Below are 17,807 nucleotides of genomic sequence, written 5' to 3'. Positions count from 1 at the left end.
CCGTGAGTTGCCCAGTTCGGCCAGTGCGCGCGACGCAACACTGGCTGAACTGGGCAACGCACGGGCAAGTAGGGTCGTTGCATGATCCTGCCTCCCTCGACCCACACTCCTCTTCGCGGCGGGCCGGTGCAGCGCTGGGGCATCCTGGCTCCCGGCGGGATCGCGGATGACTGGACCTCCGCCCTCCGCAGCCACACCGACCAGCGGGTTGTCGCCGTCGCCTCGAGGTCCCTCGAGCGCGCGCAGGCGTTCGCCGACAAGCACGGGATCCCCCAGGCGTACGGGTCCTATGAGCAGCTCGTCGCCGACCCCACCGTCGATGTCGTGTACATCGCGCCGCCGCACACCGAGCACCTGAAGCTCGCGTTGCTCGCGATCGCCGCGGGCAAACACGTGCTCGTGGAGAAGCCGATCGGTATCAGCGCTGCTGAGGCTCGCACGCTCGCGGACGCCGCACGCGCGGCGGGAGTCTTCGCGATGGAGGCGATGTGGTCGCGGTTCCTGCCGCAGACCACCGTCGTCGACGCGCTTTTGCGCGACAGTGCACTCGGCGACGTGCTCACGGTCACCGCCGATTTCGGTGCGGTCTTCGACACCGACCCGAACGGCCGCGCCTACAACCCCGCGCTCGGTGGCGGGGCGCTGCTCGATGTGGGCGTGTACCCGGCGTGGTTCGCGCACTTCGTGAAGGGGGCGCCGCAGCGGGTGACCGCCAGCGGCTCGCTCACGAGCACGGGCGTGGACGCGCAGGCTGCCATCATCCTGGACTACGCCGATCGCGCCCAGGCGGTGCTCACGACGAGCATGCTCGTGGCAACCCCTCTCGCCGCGACCATCAGCGGCACCGCGGCGCGCATCGACTACCCGCACGAGTTCATGGGCCCGAGCTCGTTCCGGGTGCTCGTCGACGAGAAGGTGGTCGCGGAGTACAGCGACCCCAACGGCTTCGCGTGGCGCGACGGCCTCTGCTACCAGGCCGTCGCCGTTGCGCAGCACATCGCGGACGGCCTCACCGAGTCACCTCTCCACGGGCTGGACGACACGATCGCCGTGCTCGACGTTCTCGATGCCGCCCGCTCCCAGGTCGGCTGACCGTGTCTCCCGAGGTAAGCGATTCGGCCCCTCCGGACCCTGCTACAGGGGCCGATCGGCTTACCTCGGAGATGGACTCTGCTGATGCGCTCGCGGGCTACCGCGATCGGTTCGTCGAGAGTGACGGGCTTGTGGCGTACCTCGACGGCAACTCGCTGGGTCGTCCGCTGAAGGCATCCGTCGAGAGGCTCGCGACCTTCACGCGCGAGGACTGGGGCGGAAGGCTCATCCGCGGCTGGGACGAGGGGTGGATGCAACTCCCCCTCGACATCGGCGACGAACTCGGTCGTGTGGCCCTGGGTGCCGCCGCGGGCCAGGTGGCCATCGCGGACTCCACAACCGTCGTGCTCTACAAGCTCGTGCGAGCTGCGCTGGATGCTCGACCGGGGCGCACCGAGATCGTCATCGACCGCGAGAACTTCCCCACCGACCGCTACATCGTCGAGGGCATCGCCCGCGACCGCGGCCTCACGGTTCGCTGGATCGAAACGCCGCACGATGGGGGAGTGACGCCCGAGCTCGTCGCCAACGCGGTGGGGCCTCACACAGCAGTGGCGCTGTTCAGTTCGGTCGCCTACCGCTCCGCGTGGCTGGCCGATATCCCCGCCGTCACGGCGGTGGTCCACGGCGCCGGCGGCCTCGTCATCTGGGACCTCTCCCACTCCGTCGGTGTCGTTCCCACGCCTCTCGACGAGTGGGGCGTCGACCTTGCCGTGGGCTGCGGATACAAGTACCTCAACGGTGGCCCCGGTGCACCGGCATTCCTCTACGTGCGACGGGAACTGCAGGCGGAGTTGCGCCAGCCGATCCAGGGGTGGCTGGGTTCGGCGACCCCGTTCGAGATGGGCCAGGGCTACGAGGCCGCGGCGGGCATCCGGGGCTTCCTGAGCGGAACGCCACCCGTCATCGGCATGCAGCCGATGCGCGACATGATCGCGCTCCTCGGCGAGGTCGGGCTCGACGCCGTGCGCGCCAAGTCCGTGGCCCTCACCGAGCACGCGATAGCCCTCGTCGACGACCTGCTCCCGGATGCCGCGCTCGCCTCCCCGCGCGATGCGTCCCGCCGTGGCGGCCACATCACGATCGACCACCCGCGATTCGCCGACATCATGCCCGCACTGTGGTCGGCCGGCGTGATCCCGGACTTCCGGAGGCCGGACGGCATCCGTCTCGGGCTGTCGCCGCTCTCGACGAGCTTCGCCGAGGTCGAGGCTGGCGTGCGCGCGATCGCGGGCGCGCTCTAGCCCGCCAGCTGCGGGTACAGAGCGGTGATCGGTGCGGCCAGCCCCTGCTTGACGCGCGCCGAGGCTTCGTCGGCGAGCACCTCGTACTCGCCGAGCTCGAGTCCGTCATAGGCCTGGCGCACCACGTCGGCCGGGTCGTTCTTGGGTGCAGCCACGTTGGTCACCATGGGGGTGTCCGTGTAGCCGAGGTGGAGGCCCATCACGTGCGTCCCGGCGGGCGCGAGCTCCAGGCGCAGGGAGTTGGTGATCGACCAGAAGGCGGCCTTCGACGCGCTGTAGGCACCGGCCACGCCGAGCCAGCTGAGCAGGGAGTGCACATCCACGAGGGCGCCCCCGCCGTTGCGAGCGAGCACGGGGGCGAAGGCGCGGGCCACGTTGATCGCCCCGAACACGTTGGTCTCGAAGGTGGCGCGGATGTCCGCGATGTCCCCGGTGGCGATGGGCGCGTCCCCGCCGATACCCGCATTGTTGATCACGATCGTCGTGTCGGCGGCGACTCCCGCGACCTCGGCAACAGAGGCCTCGTCGGTGACGTCGAGCGCGAGCGGAACGACGCGCTCATCGCTCCACGTGCGCGGCGTTCGCGCGGTCGCGTAGACCTTGGCCGCACCGCGGTCGAGGGCCTGCTGGACGAACTCGACACCGAGTCCCCCGTTGGCTCCGGTAACGAGGACTACTGCTCCTGCGATCATGACTGCTCCTAGCTGAGTTGGAAGTCACAACCTAGCACCCTAGGTAGGAATCTCCAACTCACGTAGGATGTGGACATGGACCCCTCCGAATTCAACGCACGATGCTCCATTGCGAGGACCCTCGAGGTCGTCGGCGAGAAGTGGACGCTGCTGATCCTGCGAGAGGCCTTCCGGGGCAGGACCCGGTTCAGCGAATTCCGGGACGCGCTGGGTGTCGCGCGCGACATCCTCGCCGCTCGGCTGACCGTCCTCGTGGACAACGGGGTCATGGCCAAGCGCGCCTATCGCGACGAGAACTCCCGCGAGCGGGAGGAGTACGTGCTGACGGATGCTGGCCGCGACCTCCGCCCGGTGCTCGCGGCCCTCACCGAGTGGGGCGACGCCCACCGCCGCCTGCCCGAGGGACCGACGGCGCGATTCGTCGATCGGTCGACGGGCGCGCCGGTGCATCTTGTCTTCGTGACCGAGGGGGGAGAACTGGTCGACCCTGCCCTCGTGACGAGCGAGTTCACCGAAGCGGCGACCCTCTGACCGGTGGCACGAGTGGTTCGCGCTCGCCGCTGTCGGTCGACTGCTCGGGTGCTGAGGGCCATGAGGCGTAGCGTTATGCCATGACCGTGCTCACCGAGGAACTGCTGCAGCGGATCCGCTCGCGGGCGGCTGGCTACGACCGCGACAACGCGTTCTTCCAGGAGGACCTCGACGACCTGCGCGCCGCTGGCTACCTCGCGCCGCGGAGCCTCCTCGAGACGGCCCGTGACCAGCGGATGCTCGCTGCCTACGCCCCGGCCACGGCGCTCGCCATCAACATGCACCTCGTCTGGGTGGGCGTCGCGCGGGTGCTGAAGGATCGCGGAGACACCTCCCTCCAGTGGGTACTGGATGACGCGGCATCCGGTGAGCTCTTTGCCTTCGGTAACAGCGAGCAGGGCAACGATCTCGTGCTCTGGGACTCGCTCACGACAGCTGAGACCGTCGAAGGCGGTTACGCGTTCACGGGCACGAAGATCTTCACTTCCCTCGCGCCAGCGTGGACCCGGCTCGGCATCTTCGGAAAGCAGAGCGGGCCGGAGGGCGACCGTCTCATCCACGGCTTCATCACGCGAGACACCCCCGGCTGGCGCTCCAAGGACGACTGGGACACCCTCGGCATGCGTGCGACCCAGAGCCACAGCACGGTGCTCGAGGGCGCCTTCGTTCCCGAGGCTCGGGTTGCCCGCATCCTGCCGGTGGGTCCGAACGCCGACCCGTTCATCTTCGGTATCTTCTCGAACTTCCTCCTCCTCATCGGCAGTGTCTACGCGGGCATCGCCGACCGCGCCCTCGAGCTCGCGGTCGAGGCCGTGAAGAAGCGCACGAGCCTGAAGACCGGGCAGACCTACGACAAGGACCCGGACTTCCGGTGGCGCGTCGCCGACGCCGCACTTGCCCTCGACGCCCTGGCGCCTCAGATCGAGACCCTGGCCCGGGATGTCGACGAGCTCGCCGATCACGGTGCCGACTGGTTCCGCCTCCTCGTCGGCGTCAAGCATCGCGCCACCGAGACGGCACGGTACGTCGTCGACCAGGCCATGCGCTCGGCGGGCGGAGGCGGATACCGCAGCTCCTCGGAACTCGCCCGCCTCCAGCGCGACGTGCTCGCCGGTATCTACCACCCGAGCGACACCGAGTCGGTCCACAGCACGGTGGCGGCAAACCTCCTCGGCCCGTTGTAGCTCCGACGCCAGCGCTGTCCCCCGTTCCGGCGGGCAGCCACCGACGTTGCGGAGGATGACGCGCCGCAGCGAGCCCGGATCCGAGCGCGCCGCGGGCGTGGCATCCTCCGCAAGGTCTGGCGCTAGCGGGACAGCACAGCCTGCGGTACCGTGGCCCCTCGTGACTGACTCCGCCTCGCGCGTGTGAACCGCCTGCGCCGCCGCCTTCGTCCCGCCCAGTGGACCCTGGGCGGTTTCGTCGTGGGCATCCTCCTCGGCACTGGGCTGCTCATGCTCCCGATCGCCAAGACCGGCCCGGGCGGAGCATCCTTCATCGAGGCCTTCTTCACCGCCGTCTCGGCGATCTGCGTGACCGGGCACATCATCGTCGACACCCCCACGTTCTGGTCCCCGTTCGGGCAGGTCGTCATCCTCGTGCTGATCCAGGTCGGCGGCCTCGGGGTCATGACGTTCGCGTCGATCATCGGCGTCACCGTCATGGGGCGGCTCTCGCTCGCGTCCCGCATCACGACGGCCGCCGAGTCACGAGCTCTCGACCTGGCCGACATCAAGTCACTCGTGCTGGGAGTGCTGAGGATCTCGCTCCTCATCGAAGCCGCCGTCGCGCTCGTACTCTTCCTCTGGTTCTGGCTGCACTACGGCCGCAATCCGCTCGAGGCCGCCTGGATCGGCATCTTCCACGGCATCTCGTCGTTCAACAACGCCGGGTTCGCTCTCTTCAGCGACAACATGATGAGCTACGTCGCAGACCCGGTCGTCTCGCTCTCGCTCTGCGTCGCGATCATCCTCGGTGGCCTCGGCTTCCCGGTGATCCTGCAGCTGCGCAAGTACTGGGGCCGCCCGCTGCGCTGGAGCATGAACACCCGCATCGTCGTCTGGGCGACACCCGTTCTCCTGCTCGCGGGCACCGTCTACATCACGGCCATCGAGTGGAACAACCCGGCCACACTCGGGTCGCTCGCCTGGCCGGCGCGCATCCTCGCCGGGTTCTTCCAATCCGTGCAGACCCGCACCGCCGGGTTCAACTCGATCGACATCGCGGCGGCGGATGACTCGACCCTCTTCGGCATGACCGCGCTCATGTTCATCGGCGGAGGCCCCGCGGGCACCGCGGGCGGCATCAAGGTGACGACGTTCGCTGTTCTGCTCTTCATCCTCCTGGCCGAGGTGCGGGGCGAGGGTGTCGTCAACGTTCTCGGCAAGCGCCTCTCGCGAGCGGTGCACCGCCAGGCGATCTCCGTCGTGCTGCTCGCCACCGGTCTCGTCACCGCGTGCACCGTCGCGATCATGCTCCTCTCCGATCTCCCGCTCAGCCCTGTGCTCTTCGAGACGGTGTCGGCGTTCGGCACCGTCGGGCTCTCCACGGGTATCACCAAGGAGCTGCCGCTCGCCGCGCAATTGCTGCTCTGCCTGCTCATGATCGTCGGCCGTCTCGGCCCCATCACCTTCGCCTCGGCGCTCGCGCTGCGAGAGCGCGAGGTGCTCTACCAACTCCCCAAGGAAAGGCCGATCATTGGCTAAGTCACACTCACAGTCCGATGCCGGTCGCGTCGCGAGGGCCGACTCCGTCGCCGTCATCGGTATGGGTCGCTTCGGTCGCGCCCTTGCGCTCGAACTCATGGCCAGCGGAACCGAGGTGCTCGGCATCGACTTCCGCGAGGACATCGTGCAGGAGCTCAACGGCCAGCTCACCCACGTGGTGCAGGCCGACTCCACCAAGGAGGAGGCGCTGCGGCAGCTCGCACTGCCGGAGTTCGACCGCGTGGTGGTTGCGATCGGGCACGACGTGCAGTCGAGCATCCTGACCACCTCGATCCTGCTCGGATTCAACATCGAACACCTCTGGGTGAAGGCCGTCAGTGCGCAGCACGGGCGCATCCTCGAGCAGCTGGGTGTCAAGCACGTCGTCTTCCCGGAAGGTGACATGGGGCGTCGTGTTGCGCACCTCGTGCGGGGGTCGATGCAGGACTTCCTCGAGATCGGCGACGACTTCTCGCTCATCAAGATGGCGCCGCCGCCCAGCACGATCGGCAAGAACCTGACGGATGCCGGGGTCCGCACCAAGTTCGGTGTCACCGTGGTCGCGGTGCGCAGGCTCGGTGGCCGCTGGAACTACGCCACGGCCGACACCATGATCGAGGAGGGCGACACTCTGCTCGTCGCGGGCTCGACGAGCAAGGCGGAGGCCTTCAGCCAGTTGCACTGACCCGCTCGCTGAGGAGCTCGCGCAGCGAGCGTCTCGAAGCGCGACCGACGTAGTACGTAGGCTTGGTTTCGAGACGCGACCTTCGGTCGCTCCTCAACCAACGGAGAGAGGAGCGTCGTGACACACGCCATCGTGGCTCTTGTCGGCACGCTCGACACCAAGGGTTCCGAGTACCGCTGGATGGCCGACAGGCTCGCCGAGAGTGGTGTCGACGTCGTGATCCTCGACGCAGGAACCCACGACCCCGAGGGCTTCGACGCTGAGATCGACTTCCCCCGCGAGGCGCTGGCTCGCGCCGCGGGCAGCGACATCGAGACGCTCATCGCGGCGAACGATCGCGGTGCCGCCGTCACCGTGATGGGCGAGGGTGCCGCCGCGATCACGCAGCACCTCCTCGAGGAGGGTCGCCTCAACGGGGTGCTCGCGCTCGGCGGTAGCGGCGGGTCATCCATCGCTGCCAGGGCCGTGCGCGATCTGCCCATCGGGCTGCCGAAGCTGATCGTCTCGACGATGGCGTCCGGTGACGTCTCGCCGTACGTGGGCGCCAGCGACGTCACGCTCATGTACTCCGTCGTGGACATCGCCGGCATCAACCAGGTGTCCCGCGTGGTGCTCGGCAACGCGGCCGCGGCGATCGCGGGAATGGCCAGCGCCCATGCGGCCAGGGAGGCCGACCCCGAGGAGTCCGACGACCGGCCGCTCATCGCGGCATCCATGTTCGGCGTCACGACGCCCGCAGTGGATGCCGCGCGCCAACGTCTCGAGCAGCTCGGGTACGAGGTGCTTGTGTTCCATGCCACGGGGTCGGGAGGTCGCGCGCTCGAGTCGCTCGCACGCTCGGGCCTTCTCGCGGGTGTGCTCGACCTCACGACGACGGAGCTCGCCGACGACCTCGTGGGGGGCATCCTGAGTGCGGGCCCCGACCGCGTGACCGCGGCAGCGGCAGCCGGAATCCCCCAGGTCGTGAGCCTCGGTGCCCTCGACATGGTCAACTTCGGCCCGCGCGAGTCGGTGCCGGGCCACTTCGACGACCGGCTGCTGTACGTGCACAACCCGACGATCACCCTCATGCGCACGACCGTCGAGGAGAGCGCCGAGCTCGGCAGACGCCTCGGCAACAAGCTCGCCGGGCAGGCGCGCACGGTGCTCATCGTTCCGCGCGGCGGCGTCTCGGCGCTCGACGCTGACGGGATGCCGTTCCGCGACGAGGCAGCGGACGAGGCGCTGTTCGACGCCGTAATCGAGGCGGCAGGTGGCATCCCGGTCATCGTGAGCGACGACCACATCAACGACGAGACACTGGCCCACCAGGCGGCGGACTCGCTCCACGCCCTCATCAGAGAACACCAAGGAGAAGCATGATCGACAGGACAACCGCCCTCGAACGCCTCCGCGCCCAGGTCGCGGCCGGCAAGCCCATCATCGGGGCCGGAGCGGGTACGGGTATCTCGGCGAAGTCCGAGGAGGCCGGCGGCGTCGACATGATCATCATCTACAACTCGGGGCGCTACCGGATGGCCGGCCGAGGCTCGCTCAGTGGCCTTCTCGCCTATGGCGACGCGAACCAGGTCGTCGTCGACATGGCGCGCGAGGTGCTGCCGATCGTGCAGGACACCCCCGTCATAGCGGGTGTCAATGGCACGGACCCGTTCCGCGTCATGGGGCACTTCCTCGACGACCTCAAGCGCATGGGGTTCACGGGAGTGCAGAACTTCCCGACCGTCGGACTGATCGACGGGCTGTTCCGCCAGAACCTCGAGGAGACGGGTATGAGCTACTCGCTCGAGGTCGACATGGTGCGGCTCGCGGCGGAGCGCGACCTGCTCACGACGCCGTACGTCTTCGACCTCGAGTCGACTGTCGCCATGACCGAGGCCGGGGCCGACATCGTCGTCGCGCACATGGGCCTCACGACGATGGGCACGATCGGCGCGAAGACGACGGCCGTGACTCTCGAGGAGTCGGTGGGCCGCGTGCAGGAGATCGCGGATGCCGCGACCGCGATCAACCCGGACGTGCTCGTCATCTGCCACGGTGGTCCCATCGCGGAGCCGGCGGATGCCGCGTACGTGCTGCAGAACACGACGGGTGTGCACGGTTTCTACGGGGCCTCCTCGGCGGAGCGGTTGCCCACGGAACGTGGCATCCGTGAGCAGATCGAGGAGTTCAAGGCGATCTCGTTCACTGGGGAGGCGTGATGACGAAGCCCGACGACGTGCCTACCCGCGTGCTCGACTGGGGAACCATCAAGTGGTTGGTCTCGCCCGAGACCGACCCCGGCACGGGCATCACGATGTGCGAGGTGGTCGTGTACCCGGGCAAGGGTCACGAGCGGCACACGCATCCTGACGCCGAGGAGACGATCTACGTGGTCTCGGGCACGGGAACGCAGACCGTGGGTGACTCCGGCGAGTTCGCGATCGCGGCGGGCGACGGTATCTACGTGCCTCGCGACGCGCTGCACTCGACGTACAACACCGGGTGGGTGCCGCTGCACATCCTCGTCACGTACAACCCGGCGGGTGCCGAGACGGCGATCGACGAGGACCCGAGCGTGCGCATCCTCGCGCCGGGCGAGGCGCCACTGTGGGTGCAGGATCGCGGCTGAAGACCCGTCCACGAGCGCTGTTGAGCTGCCGAGAACGCAGTTCTGACCAGTGCTGGCGACGGCACTAGCCACAGGTGCGCTCTCACCCGGCGGTTACGCTGGAAGCATGCCACTTCAGGGAGAATACGCACCGAGCACGTCAGACTGGGCCCGCGAGCAGGCCGAGAAGTATGAGGCAACCGGAGGCGCCGAGGGCGGCGACCTTCGCGGCATGCCCGTCATCGTGCTGACCACGGTCGGAGCCAAGTCCGGGATGCTGCGCAAGACCGCCCTCATGCGTGTCGAGCACGACGGGGTGTACGCCGTCGTGGCATCCCTCGGGGGCGCACCCAAGAACCCCGTCTGGTACTACAACATCGTCAAGCAGCCGCACGTCGAGCTGCAGGACGGGCCGGTCAAGAAGGACTACCTGGCGCGTGAGATCAGCGGCGACGAGCGCGCGATCTGGTGGGAGCGGGCCGTTGCGGCGTACCCGCCCTACGCCGACTACCAGCAGAAGACGGAGCGCGAGATCCCGCTGTTCGTGCTCGAGGAGTTCGACGCGTAGCAGCGCCTGGGACCGAGCATCCTGGGCCCGCGCGTCTTAGCTCCTCTGATCACCACCCACGCCACCTCGCAAACAGCGCGCTGGTGTACGAGCTGCGTGCACATATTCGCGCCGGTCGTACATCAGCGCGCTGTTTGTGAGGTGTGTCGGGGGTTAGGGTGCACGGCGGTCCTCCAGCCAGCGCTCGCAGAGCGCGCGCCACGCGGACGCGGGGAGGCCCTCCGCGAAGCCGAGACCGTGGCCGCCGTCGGCGAAGACATGCAGGTCGTACGGCACACCGTGGCGGGCCAACGCCGCACCGAGCCGGTAGCTGTGGTCGACCGGCTCGACCGAGGCATCCTCCCCGGTCGTCCAGATGAACATGGGCGGCGCATCGGATGTCACCATCCGATCGAGCGACAGCGCGCGCTTCGCCCACGGCCAGGGTCGGGGCCCGAGCAGATTGTCGCGCGATCCCCGATGGGTCCGCGCCTCCATGCTCACGACCGGGTAGCACAGCACCGCGAAGTCGACTCCGGGCGTCATCAGTGCAGCGTGCCCGGCGAGGTGCCCACCCGCCGAGAACCCGAGCACCGCGACCACGTCGTGTCCCGCAGCGCGCTCGACGGCGATCTCACGCTGCACCGCCTTGAGGGGTCCGGGATGCCGCGTGCCCACGGGATACTCCACGACCCTGGCATCCCACCCCAGCCCGCGCAGCCACTCGGCCACGGGCTCGCCCTCGTGGGGAGCAAGCCGCGCATAGCCGCCGCCGGGGAGGACGAGGATGCTACCGCTCATGCGCCCACGTTACTTCTTCTCCCGCCACGCCCTCTCGAACGGCAGACGCCACGCGTGGGGCGCGATGAGCTGGTGGATGGCGTCGGGCCCCCAGGTTCCGGGGAAGTAGGGGCGCACCTTTCCGGGATTCTCGAGCAGCGGGGCCGAGACCTCCCAGAGCCTCTCGATGTCGGCTGCTGTCGTGAAGAGGGTGTGGTCGCCGCGCATCGCGTCGAGGATGAGTCGCTCGTACGCCTCCAGCACGTCGCCGACCTGGTCGACCTCGCTCAGCGAGAACTGCATCGACAGCTTGTCGAGCTTCATGCCCGGTCCCGGGCGCTTGCCGTAGAACGAGAGCGACACCTTCGAGGCGTCGGCAAGGTCGAAGGTCAGGTGGTCGGGGCCGTGTTCTCCGATTCCCGAGCCGGCAGGGAACATGCTCTTCGGGGGTTCGTGGAAGGCGATCGAGATGATGCGCTGGCCCTCCGCCATCCGCTTGCCCGTCCGCAGGTAGAACGGCACCCCGGCCCACCGCCAGTTGTCGATGAAGACCTTGAGCGCCACGAAGGTCTCGGTCTCGGACTCCGGGTCGACGCCGTCCTCGTCGCGGTAGCCGCCGTACTGGCCGCGAACCACGTTCTCTGGCTCCAGGGGCTGCATCGAGCGGAAGACCTTGTTCTTCTCCTCGCTGATGGCGCGCGGCTCGAGCGCTGTCGGCGGCTCCATCGCCATGAACGCGAGCACCTGGAACAGGTGTGTCACGACCATGTCGCGGTAGGCGCCGGTCGCCTCGTAGAACCCGGCGCGGCCGTTGAGGTTGAGTTTCTCGGGCACGTCGATCTGCACGTGGTCGATGAAGTTGCGGTTCCAGATCGGCTCGAAGAGCCCGTTGGCGAAGCGGAACGCGAGGATGTTCTGCGCCGGCTCCTTGCCGAGGAAGTGGTCGATCCGGAAGATCTGGGACTCGTCGAACACCTCGTGCACCTGCGCGTTGAGGTCGATCGCACTGGCGAGGTCGGTGCCGAACGGCTTCTCCATGATGACGCGGGAACCCTCGACGAGTCCCGCTTGCTCGAGGGTCTTGATGACGGCGAGTGCTGCCCGTGGCGGCACGCTCAGGTAGTGGAGCCTCCTGGTGTCGGGCCCCAGGGTTTTCTCGGCCTTGTGGACGGCCTTGGCGAGGGCATCCGGCCCACTGCCGGTGGGCACGTAGGTGAGTCGCGTTGCGAAGACCTTCTTCTGCTGGTCGGTGAGGGGCCGCGTGGAGAACTGCGCGACCGCATCGAGGGCCATCTCACGGAAGGACTCGTCCGTGTGGTCTTCGAGGGATGTCCCGACGACACGGATGTCGGGTGCGAGTGCCGACAGCACGAGGTGTGCCAGCCCGGGCAGGAGTTTGCGGCGTGCGAGGTCGCCCGCTGCACCGAAGAGGACGACGACGTGCGGTGCGATCTCTTCGCGCACCTCGGATTCGGGTGTGGTGTTCACATCCCGATGCTGGCAGGGAGAGAGGCCTCAGATCGCCGTGAGTAGCGATCATTTACAGGTCCTTAACGTGCCAGTAATCTGCCGAGCCGTGATCGGGTCCGGTCGTCGTTCGTCGGTGTCAGGTCCACGCCGATGACGACGGCGGTGGGGGAGAGGTCGACAGTGGCCGAGGCGAAGACCGAACTCAGTACGGCCCTGTACGCGGCGGGCCGCAGCCCGTGTCGGCGCTCGCCGTCCAGTCCCGCCGTGACGCGCAAGGTCGGTGTCGGGTCCGGGGTGAAGGTGGCCATGGTGCTGCCGGCCACGGTGCCGGGCGCGTTCCGGATTTCGCCTATCACGGCCGCGAGCGCGCGGCGCTGTGCTGCGCTCATGACGTCGAGCAGGCGGGTCGGATCGGGCCCCACCGTGTCGACAAGTTCGGCGAGCCAGGAGAAGCGGGAGCTCCGAGAGAGCATGGTGCGAAGTGTCGCCGCGAGGTCGCGGGCCCGGGTGATGTCGACCTCCGTTAGTGTCGGGCTGTTCAGGATCTCCTCCAGGTACGGTCCGACCTGGACTTCGACGAGTTCCGACCGCCGCGTGAGGGCTTCAGCATGCTCCCGCGCGCGGATCGATGCCCGTTCCGTCTCGATCTGGAGCGTGTAGGCCTGCTGCCAGCGTTGCATCCTGGTCACGAGGATGCGGGAGAACGCGGTCGCGCCCATTCCCACCGCGATGAGCGGGACCACATCGGATTCGACAAGCCGGCCGTTCCCGACGCAGGCCCACGAGATGAGAGCGATCGCCGTGGCGGAGAGGAGGGTGAAGACCGCGATTTCCGCCGCGGGGCGGAACGCGCCAATGGTCACCAGCATGAGCATGAGGGCGATGGACGCCCAGGTGCCCTCCCCGTCGGGGTGTCGGCTCGCGCAGTCCAGGGCGAACGCGAGAACCATGAGCGTCTGCAGTGCGGCATGCCGTCTCGCGCTGTAGGGGAAGTTATGGGGGGCGGCGCCCGTGACATTGACCACCGCGGCCGCTGCGAAGGCGAGGAGCGCGCCGCCCTCGAGCAGCGGTGCGACGACGTTCTGGCTCGCCGTGAACTGCACGTAGACAGCCATCGCGACAGCGAGGAGGGTGCTCGCGATGGTGAAGTACCGCGCGGAGAAACCGCCCAGCGGGTCGAGTGTTTGGGGTGTGTCTCGACGGTTCGTCGCGGTGGGGTTCATCGCGTCGTCGGCTCATCGAGGTCGTACATGAGGATGACGGATGTACCGGACCCCGGGCTGCTCAGAATGCGCACCGTTCCTCCGGCCTCCTCCACGCGACCCCGGATGGACTCGCGGAAGCCGAGGCGATCCTCCGGCACGCTAGCCTCATCGAAGCCGACGCCGTTGTCGACGATCATCACCACGATCGATCGGTCGCTGCGCACGATCGACAGTTCCGCGGTGTCGGTTCCCGCGTGGGCGCCGACGTTGACGAGCGCCTGGTGGGCGGCACGGAGGAGCGCATCGCGTACCTCCTCCGAAAGCTGCGAGAGCGCGTCGGGGTCCCCGGTAACCGTGACCGCGACACCGGGGACTCTGAGGTTTCCCACGAGATCGCTGAACGTGGTAGTTGTCGTGTCCCGGGAGTCGTCGACGCTATCGCCCCGCGCCAGTTCGAGACTCAGGCGGATGCTGGAGCGCACCGGTGCTGCGATCGCCCCCGGGTTCATGTTCGACAGTGCGGTCAGCTCGCTGAGGATCGTGTCGTGAACGAGCGCGCGGGAGCGCAGGTCGAATGCTCGCCGTTCGTCCGCCGCGATGTCGGTATGGACCGTGCGCTCGAGGCGTTCGCGAACGCCGTGTGACGATCGACGAACCACGAAGAGGAGTGTGTAGTAGGCCGCGACGATCACGGCGACGACCAGGGGTGCGAGAGCGAAGGTGGGGTCGAGCGGACTCGCCTCGAGGGTGACCCTCGCCACGGCGTAGCCCACGAGGGTGCCCACGGCGCCCGTCCAGCGATCGAGGTTGCTGCCGAGGGCGGTCAGTCCCACGATGCACGCGGCGATCTGGACGCTGGAGCTGTGGATCACTGCCGACGTGGCAACACCCCACAGCAGGAATCCACCGGCGGCCAGAATCGCCAGTGCAGCGACGAGGGGTGGCCGCTTCCATCGCCAGGCCAGCAGGATCAGACACCAGAGTGCGAGGAGGTAGACAACCACGAGCGCCGTGTCGAGTCCCGGCGACGCTCTGAGACACGAGAAGAACACGGCGGCAGCGATGAAGACGGTGGAGACTGCGAAGAAGGCACCTTCGATCGCCAGTCTCGACGTCGACACTGCCTCCGACGCTGGGTAGATTGCGCTCATCGACAGCCCCAGTTGTTCGTTGACGACACGCTACTCCTGAGCGACCCGTGCCGTCGGTAGTGATCGGATGTCCGGCCTCACTCCGTCGGCGGAATCACGCGCGCCTGGGCTGCTCGTCCATCTCCACGTAGAGCTCGAGCAGCTCCTCACGAAGTTCGATCCTGGCGACCGGGAACGCATACCTCAGCACGGCGCGGTATGCGGCCGCCCGACCCTGGGGCGCTCCCTCGCCCGGTCGCAGTTGCGCTGTGATGCGCATGCTCCTCGGGTGACCGGCGGTGAGGACCGCGTGAACCGTACCGAGAACGATGGGCGCCGAATACCGTGCCTCGGCAAGTCCTGCGCCGATGACGCGCCGTTGGTCGGCAGTGAGAGTGTCGAGCAGCCGGTCGGGGTCGTCGAGTTCGTCCACGAGTTCGGCGAGCCAGGAGGCGCGAGCGCTCCGCAGCAGCATCGTGCGCAGCGTCGTCGCGAGTCCGCGAGCGCGGGCGATGTCGACCGGCGTGACCTGACCCGATGCGAGGATCTGCTCGAGGAACGGCCCGACACGGTAGTCGACGAGTTCCGTGCGACGCGCAATCGCCTCGGCTTCCTCGCTCGCCCGGATGCTCGCCCGCTCGGTGTCGACGACGTGCTCGTTGAACCGCTGCCACTCGCGCACGCGCGTCACGAGCACGCGCGAGAATGCCGCGGCCCCGGCGCCCACGGAGACCAGCGGCACGATGTACGCGAGCACGTGGCCGGGTGTTGCCCCGCCCAGCCAGGCAATGATCGCGATCGTGATCGCGGAGATGCCCGTGAAGACGAGGATTTCGATCCACGGCCGGAAAGACCCCATGACGACGACGAGGATCGTGAGCGCAACGGGGGCCCAGGAGCCTGTGACCCCCGGGGGCCGGCTGGCGCAGTCGAAGGCGAAGGCGACGAGCATGAGGGCGTGCAGGACCGCGTGCCGCACCGGCCCGTAGGGGAACCTTCCCGGATCGACGCCCTGCAGGTTGCTCACCGCCGCGACGACGAAAGCGGCCAGCGCGACCGTCTGAAACAGGGGCGACTGGATGCTCGCACTGAACGTCACGAGCATGAGCGCGACCACGCCTCCCGCGATGGCGGTGCTGGCGCTCGCGAAGTGACGGGCGGTGAGCCCACCGAGGGGGTCGAGGGTCTGTGGGGTGTCGAGCCACTCCGGCTTACCGGCATCCGATCCCGGCGCGACCGTGGCATGCCCGCTCACTGTTGCCCCTCCGGCACGTCGAACACGAGGATCACGGATGTGCCGTGCCCGGGGCTGCTCAGGATGCGGGCGGTTCCCCCGGCCGCCTCGACCCGTCCCTGGATCGACTCGCGGAACCCGAAGCGGTCCTCCGGCACGGTGCTCGAGTCGAACCCGACTCCGTCGTCGACGATCATGACTACGACGGAGGTGCCGCTTTCCGAGAGCGAGAGTTCCGCGCGGTCTGTGCCCGAATGGGATGCCACGTTCACCAGCGCCTGGTGTGCAGCGAGCAGCAGCGCATCCCGAGCCTCCTCGGAGAGCAGGTCGAGGACGCCGGGGTCGCCGCTCACCGTGACGGCCACCCCGGAGGTGGCGAGCCGTGCGACGAGAGTGTCCAGTGCGGCGCCGATGCCCTCGGGGCCCGATGCCGACGTCTGGGCCACGGCCCGCCGCACGGAGTCGAGGCTCGTCTCGATGCTCGTCCTGGCGGCCGGCGTGAGTGGGCCGGGCGACATGAGCGAGACCGCGGCGAGTTCGCTGAGCATGGTGTCGTGGACGAGCGCACGCGACTGCAGCTCGAGCGCTCGGCGCTCGGCGTTGGCCATGTCGGTGAGGGCGGCGAACTCGAGGCGAGCGCCGATCGCTCGCGAGGAGTGGCGAAGCATGGTGAGCAGGCCGTAGTAGGCCGCGACCGTGATGGCCACGATGAGCGGCGCGATCTCGAACGATGGGGCGACGCTCAGGAGTACTGCGCCCTGGGCGACGGCGTAGCCGACGAGCGTGCCCACTGCCCCAGTCCAGCGATCGAGGTTGCTGCCGAGTGCCGTGGTGGCGATGATGCATCCGACGACCACGAGGCTCGCCTCGCACGCAGGATCGGCCCCCACCACAAGCCAGACGAACAGCCCGGCGACGATGAGCATGGCCACGATGACGACAACGGGCAAGGCGCGCCAGCGCCGGGCGGCCAGCAGTAGCAGCCAGAGCCCGACGACCGGGAGGAGGGCCGACCAGAGTCCCTCCGCTGAGGGCTCGCCGAGCAGGATCGCCACCACGGCACCGGCGAGGAACCCGGTCGACACCGCGAAGAACGCACTCTCCACGCCGAGGCGAGTGGTGACGGCGGCTTCGCGCGACGGGTAGACCCAGCTCATCGCACCCCCCTGACTCGTCTCCTGCCACGGTACTACCGTCGCGGAACTGCGGAGGGGTGAGGATTCGACGGCACCCGTGAGGTGACGGCCGACGGGACATCTGTTGATGATTAATCAACTTCAGGTTAGTCTCGCACTGAGATGACCTGAGTTCCAACGACGCAACACCCAGGGTGATGTCCATATGAATCGTCGAGAAGATGCCTCCGTCTGTTTCACCTGCTGAGTCGGGGCCTGCACGATCGAGCGCCTCCCACGTCGCCGTCTCCGTGGTGTTCGGCGTCGCCACGGGAGTCCTGGTCAACTACGCCATTGCCGTAGCGCCAGCCGTGCGAGTGCCGCCGAACTACACGATCAGCCCACTGGCCCTCGCGTTGATCGCAGTCATCGGTGCCGTTGCCATCGCCATCGCGTGGCGCTGGCCCATCGTGGGCCTGACCGCTGGGCTTCTCATCGTGGCGATAGTGGTGGTGGGGATAGCCGCGCGATGGGGGTGGTCGTCAGCGGAGTCAGCGTGGCTGGATCCGCTCAATGCGCTCGCATTCGGCACGGCCACGGGGTACCCCGTACTCATCGGCGCCGCGATGGCGACGGCGTCCGGGTTGCGACTGCGCGCCGGGCGCACGTGAGACCCGAGCCGATCACACTGCGGAGCACAGAGGTGGCCGTTGCTGGCGGCACGACGATGGCCGCCGCGGTGCCGGGCAGTTCTATCTGCTCGACGACCGCGACGGCCATCGCCGTTCAA

Annotated in this window: 18 protein-coding genes; 11 read left to right on the top strand and 7 right to left on the bottom strand. The window is 68.3% G+C overall.

Going from position 1 to position 17,807, the window contains the following annotated elements; translation table 11 throughout:
* Positions 1-81 precede the first annotated feature (81 nt).
* Both HDC94_RS01655 and HDC94_RS01650 read left to right on the top strand, forming a co-directional pair.
* Entirely contained in the window at positions 82-1,092 is a 1,011-nt protein-coding gene (locus tag HDC94_RS01655; RefSeq protein ID WP_179494287.1) for a Gfo/Idh/MocA family protein, read from the top strand.
* Between the two features lie 71 nt (positions 1,093-1,163).
* On the top strand, positions 1,164-2,336 hold the full coding sequence (locus tag HDC94_RS01650) for a kynureninase (protein ID WP_179494285.1): 1,173 nt from the start codon (positions 1,164-1,166) through the stop codon (positions 2,334-2,336).
* On the opposite strand, the gene HDC94_RS01645 is transcribed toward HDC94_RS01650, so the two are convergent.
* Positions 2,333-3,028 (bottom strand): SDR family oxidoreductase, encoded by a 696-nt coding sequence (locus HDC94_RS01645; RefSeq protein ID WP_179494283.1) that lies wholly within the window; start codon positions 3,026-3,028, stop codon positions 2,333-2,335. The genes HDC94_RS01650 and HDC94_RS01645 overlap by 4 nt on opposite strands.
* Positions 3,029-3,103: 75 nt before the next feature.
* On the opposite strand from HDC94_RS01645, the gene HDC94_RS01640 reads away from it, so the two are divergent.
* The 8 genes from HDC94_RS01640 (at position 3,104) to HDC94_RS01605 (ending at position 10,104) form a co-directional block, all read left to right on the top strand.
* Positions 3,104-3,559 carry a helix-turn-helix domain-containing protein gene (locus HDC94_RS01640; RefSeq protein ID WP_179494281.1) on the top strand — a complete coding sequence of 152 codons (456 nt, stop codon included), beginning with the start codon at positions 3,104-3,106 and terminating at the stop codon, positions 3,557-3,559.
* Positions 3,560-3,639: 80 nt separating this feature from the next.
* Complete coding sequence (locus HDC94_RS01635; RefSeq protein ID WP_179494279.1) at positions 3,640-4,743, top strand: acyl-CoA dehydrogenase family protein; 1,104 nt, start codon at positions 3,640-3,642, stop codon at positions 4,741-4,743.
* A gap of 183 nt (positions 4,744-4,926) precedes the next feature.
* A complete protein-coding gene (locus HDC94_RS01630; protein WP_308495598.1) occupies positions 4,927-6,264 on the top strand; it encodes a potassium transporter TrkG in 1,338 nt (445 codons plus the stop codon).
* Complete coding sequence (locus HDC94_RS01625; protein WP_218870421.1) at positions 6,257-6,949, top strand: TrkA family potassium uptake protein; 693 nt, start codon at positions 6,257-6,259, stop codon at positions 6,947-6,949. The genes HDC94_RS01630 and HDC94_RS01625 overlap by 8 nt, the downstream gene beginning before the upstream one ends.
* 117 nt (positions 6,950-7,066) lie before the next feature.
* Positions 7,067-8,311 carry a Tm-1-like ATP-binding domain-containing protein gene (locus HDC94_RS01620; RefSeq protein WP_179494277.1) on the top strand — a complete coding sequence of 415 codons (1,245 nt, stop codon included), beginning with the start codon at positions 7,067-7,069 and terminating at the stop codon, positions 8,309-8,311.
* On the top strand, positions 8,308-9,147 hold the full coding sequence (locus HDC94_RS01615; RefSeq protein WP_179494275.1) for a phosphoenolpyruvate hydrolase family protein: 840 nt from the start codon (positions 8,308-8,310) through the stop codon (positions 9,145-9,147). The genes HDC94_RS01620 and HDC94_RS01615 overlap by 4 nt, the downstream gene beginning before the upstream one ends.
* Positions 9,147-9,557: a cupin domain-containing protein gene (locus HDC94_RS01610; RefSeq protein ID WP_179494273.1), complete on the top strand. Its 411-nt coding sequence runs from the start codon at positions 9,147-9,149 to the stop codon at positions 9,555-9,557. The genes HDC94_RS01615 and HDC94_RS01610 overlap by 1 nt, the downstream gene beginning before the upstream one ends.
* A gap of 106 nt (positions 9,558-9,663) precedes the next feature.
* The gene (locus HDC94_RS01605) at positions 9,664-10,104 is read left to right on the top strand and encodes a nitroreductase family deazaflavin-dependent oxidoreductase (RefSeq protein WP_179494271.1); all 441 of its coding nucleotides are present in this window, start codon (positions 9,664-9,666) and stop codon (positions 10,102-10,104) included.
* Positions 10,105-10,257: 153 nt separating this feature from the next.
* Here HDC94_RS01605 and HDC94_RS01600 read toward each other — a convergent pair whose 3' ends face one another.
* The 6 genes from HDC94_RS01600 to HDC94_RS01575 all read right to left on the bottom strand — a co-directional run bounded on the left by HDC94_RS01600 (position 10,258) and on the right by HDC94_RS01575 (position 17,059).
* A complete protein-coding gene (locus HDC94_RS01600) occupies positions 10,258-10,884 on the bottom strand; it encodes an alpha/beta hydrolase (protein WP_179494269.1) in 627 nt (208 codons plus the stop codon).
* Between the two features lie 9 nt (positions 10,885-10,893).
* Positions 10,894-12,351 carry a glucose-6-phosphate dehydrogenase gene (gene zwf, locus HDC94_RS01595; protein WP_179494267.1) on the bottom strand — a complete coding sequence of 486 codons (1,458 nt, stop codon included), beginning with the start codon at positions 12,349-12,351 and terminating at the stop codon, positions 10,894-10,896.
* A 62-nt stretch (positions 12,352-12,413) separates the two neighbouring features.
* A complete protein-coding gene (locus HDC94_RS01590) occupies positions 12,414-13,556 on the bottom strand; it encodes a hypothetical protein (RefSeq protein WP_179494265.1) in 1,143 nt (380 codons plus the stop codon).
* Entirely contained in the window at positions 13,553-14,689 is a 1,137-nt protein-coding gene (locus HDC94_RS01585) for a sensor histidine kinase (RefSeq protein ID WP_179494263.1), read from the bottom strand. Before HDC94_RS01585 ends, HDC94_RS01590 begins: the two co-directional genes overlap by 4 nt.
* A 94-nt stretch (positions 14,690-14,783) precedes the next feature.
* Positions 14,784-15,923 (bottom strand): hypothetical protein, encoded by a 1,140-nt coding sequence (locus HDC94_RS01580; protein ID WP_179494262.1) that lies wholly within the window; start codon positions 15,921-15,923, stop codon positions 14,784-14,786.
* A complete protein-coding gene (locus tag HDC94_RS01575) occupies positions 15,920-17,059 on the bottom strand; it encodes a sensor histidine kinase (protein ID WP_179494260.1) in 1,140 nt (379 codons plus the stop codon). The genes HDC94_RS01580 and HDC94_RS01575 overlap by 4 nt, the downstream gene beginning before the upstream one ends.
* A 200-nt stretch (positions 17,060-17,259) precedes the next feature.
* Here HDC94_RS01575 and HDC94_RS01570 point away from each other — a divergent pair, with 200 nt between their 5' ends.
* Positions 17,260-17,688, top strand: a complete 429-nt coding sequence (locus HDC94_RS01570; RefSeq protein WP_179494258.1) for a hypothetical protein — start codon at positions 17,260-17,262, stop codon at positions 17,686-17,688.
* Positions 17,689-17,807 lie beyond the last annotated feature (119 nt).

The organism is Leifsonia sp. AK011 (assembly GCF_013410945.1).
In the GTDB taxonomy this organism is placed as follows: domain Bacteria; phylum Actinomycetota; class Actinomycetes; order Actinomycetales; family Microbacteriaceae; genus Rhodoglobus.
This window is presented reverse-complemented; position numbering and strand designations above follow the sequence as displayed.

Excerpts from the sequence above, each read along its gene's own strand:
- HDC94_RS01640 (WP_179494281.1), top strand. The coding sequence starts at position 3,104 with ATGGACCCCTCCGAATTCAACGCACGATGCTCCATTGCGAGGACCCTC.
- HDC94_RS01585 (WP_179494263.1), bottom strand. The coding sequence starts at position 14,689 with ATGAGCGCAATCTACCCAGCGTCGGAGGCAGTGTCGACGTCGAGACTG.
- HDC94_RS01605 (WP_179494271.1), top strand. The coding sequence starts at position 9,664 with ATGCCACTTCAGGGAGAATACGCACCGAGCACGTCAGACTGGGCCCGC.
- HDC94_RS01615 (WP_179494275.1), top strand. The coding sequence starts at position 8,308 with ATGATCGACAGGACAACCGCCCTCGAACGCCTCCGCGCCCAGGTCGCG.
- HDC94_RS01600 (WP_179494269.1), bottom strand. The coding sequence starts at position 10,884 with ATGAGCGGTAGCATCCTCGTCCTCCCCGGCGGCGGCTATGCGCGGCTT.
- HDC94_RS01590 (WP_179494265.1), bottom strand. The coding sequence starts at position 13,556 with ATGAACCCCACCGCGACGAACCGTCGAGACACACCCCAAACACTCGAC.
- HDC94_RS01655 (WP_179494287.1), top strand. The coding sequence starts at position 82 with ATGATCCTGCCTCCCTCGACCCACACTCCTCTTCGCGGCGGGCCGGTG.
- HDC94_RS01575 (WP_179494260.1), bottom strand. The coding sequence starts at position 17,059 with ATGAGCTGGGTCTACCCGTCGCGCGAAGCCGCCGTCACCACTCGCCTC.
- HDC94_RS01645 (WP_179494283.1), bottom strand. The coding sequence starts at position 3,028 with ATGATCGCAGGAGCAGTAGTCCTCGTTACCGGAGCCAACGGGGGACTC.
- HDC94_RS01635 (WP_179494279.1), top strand. The coding sequence starts at position 3,640 with ATGACCGTGCTCACCGAGGAACTGCTGCAGCGGATCCGCTCGCGGGCG.
- HDC94_RS01650 (WP_179494285.1), top strand. The coding sequence starts at position 1,164 with ATGGACTCTGCTGATGCGCTCGCGGGCTACCGCGATCGGTTCGTCGAG.
- HDC94_RS01610 (WP_179494273.1), top strand. The coding sequence starts at position 9,147 with ATGACGAAGCCCGACGACGTGCCTACCCGCGTGCTCGACTGGGGAACC.
- HDC94_RS01570 (WP_179494258.1), top strand. The coding sequence starts at position 17,260 with ATGCCTCCGTCTGTTTCACCTGCTGAGTCGGGGCCTGCACGATCGAGC.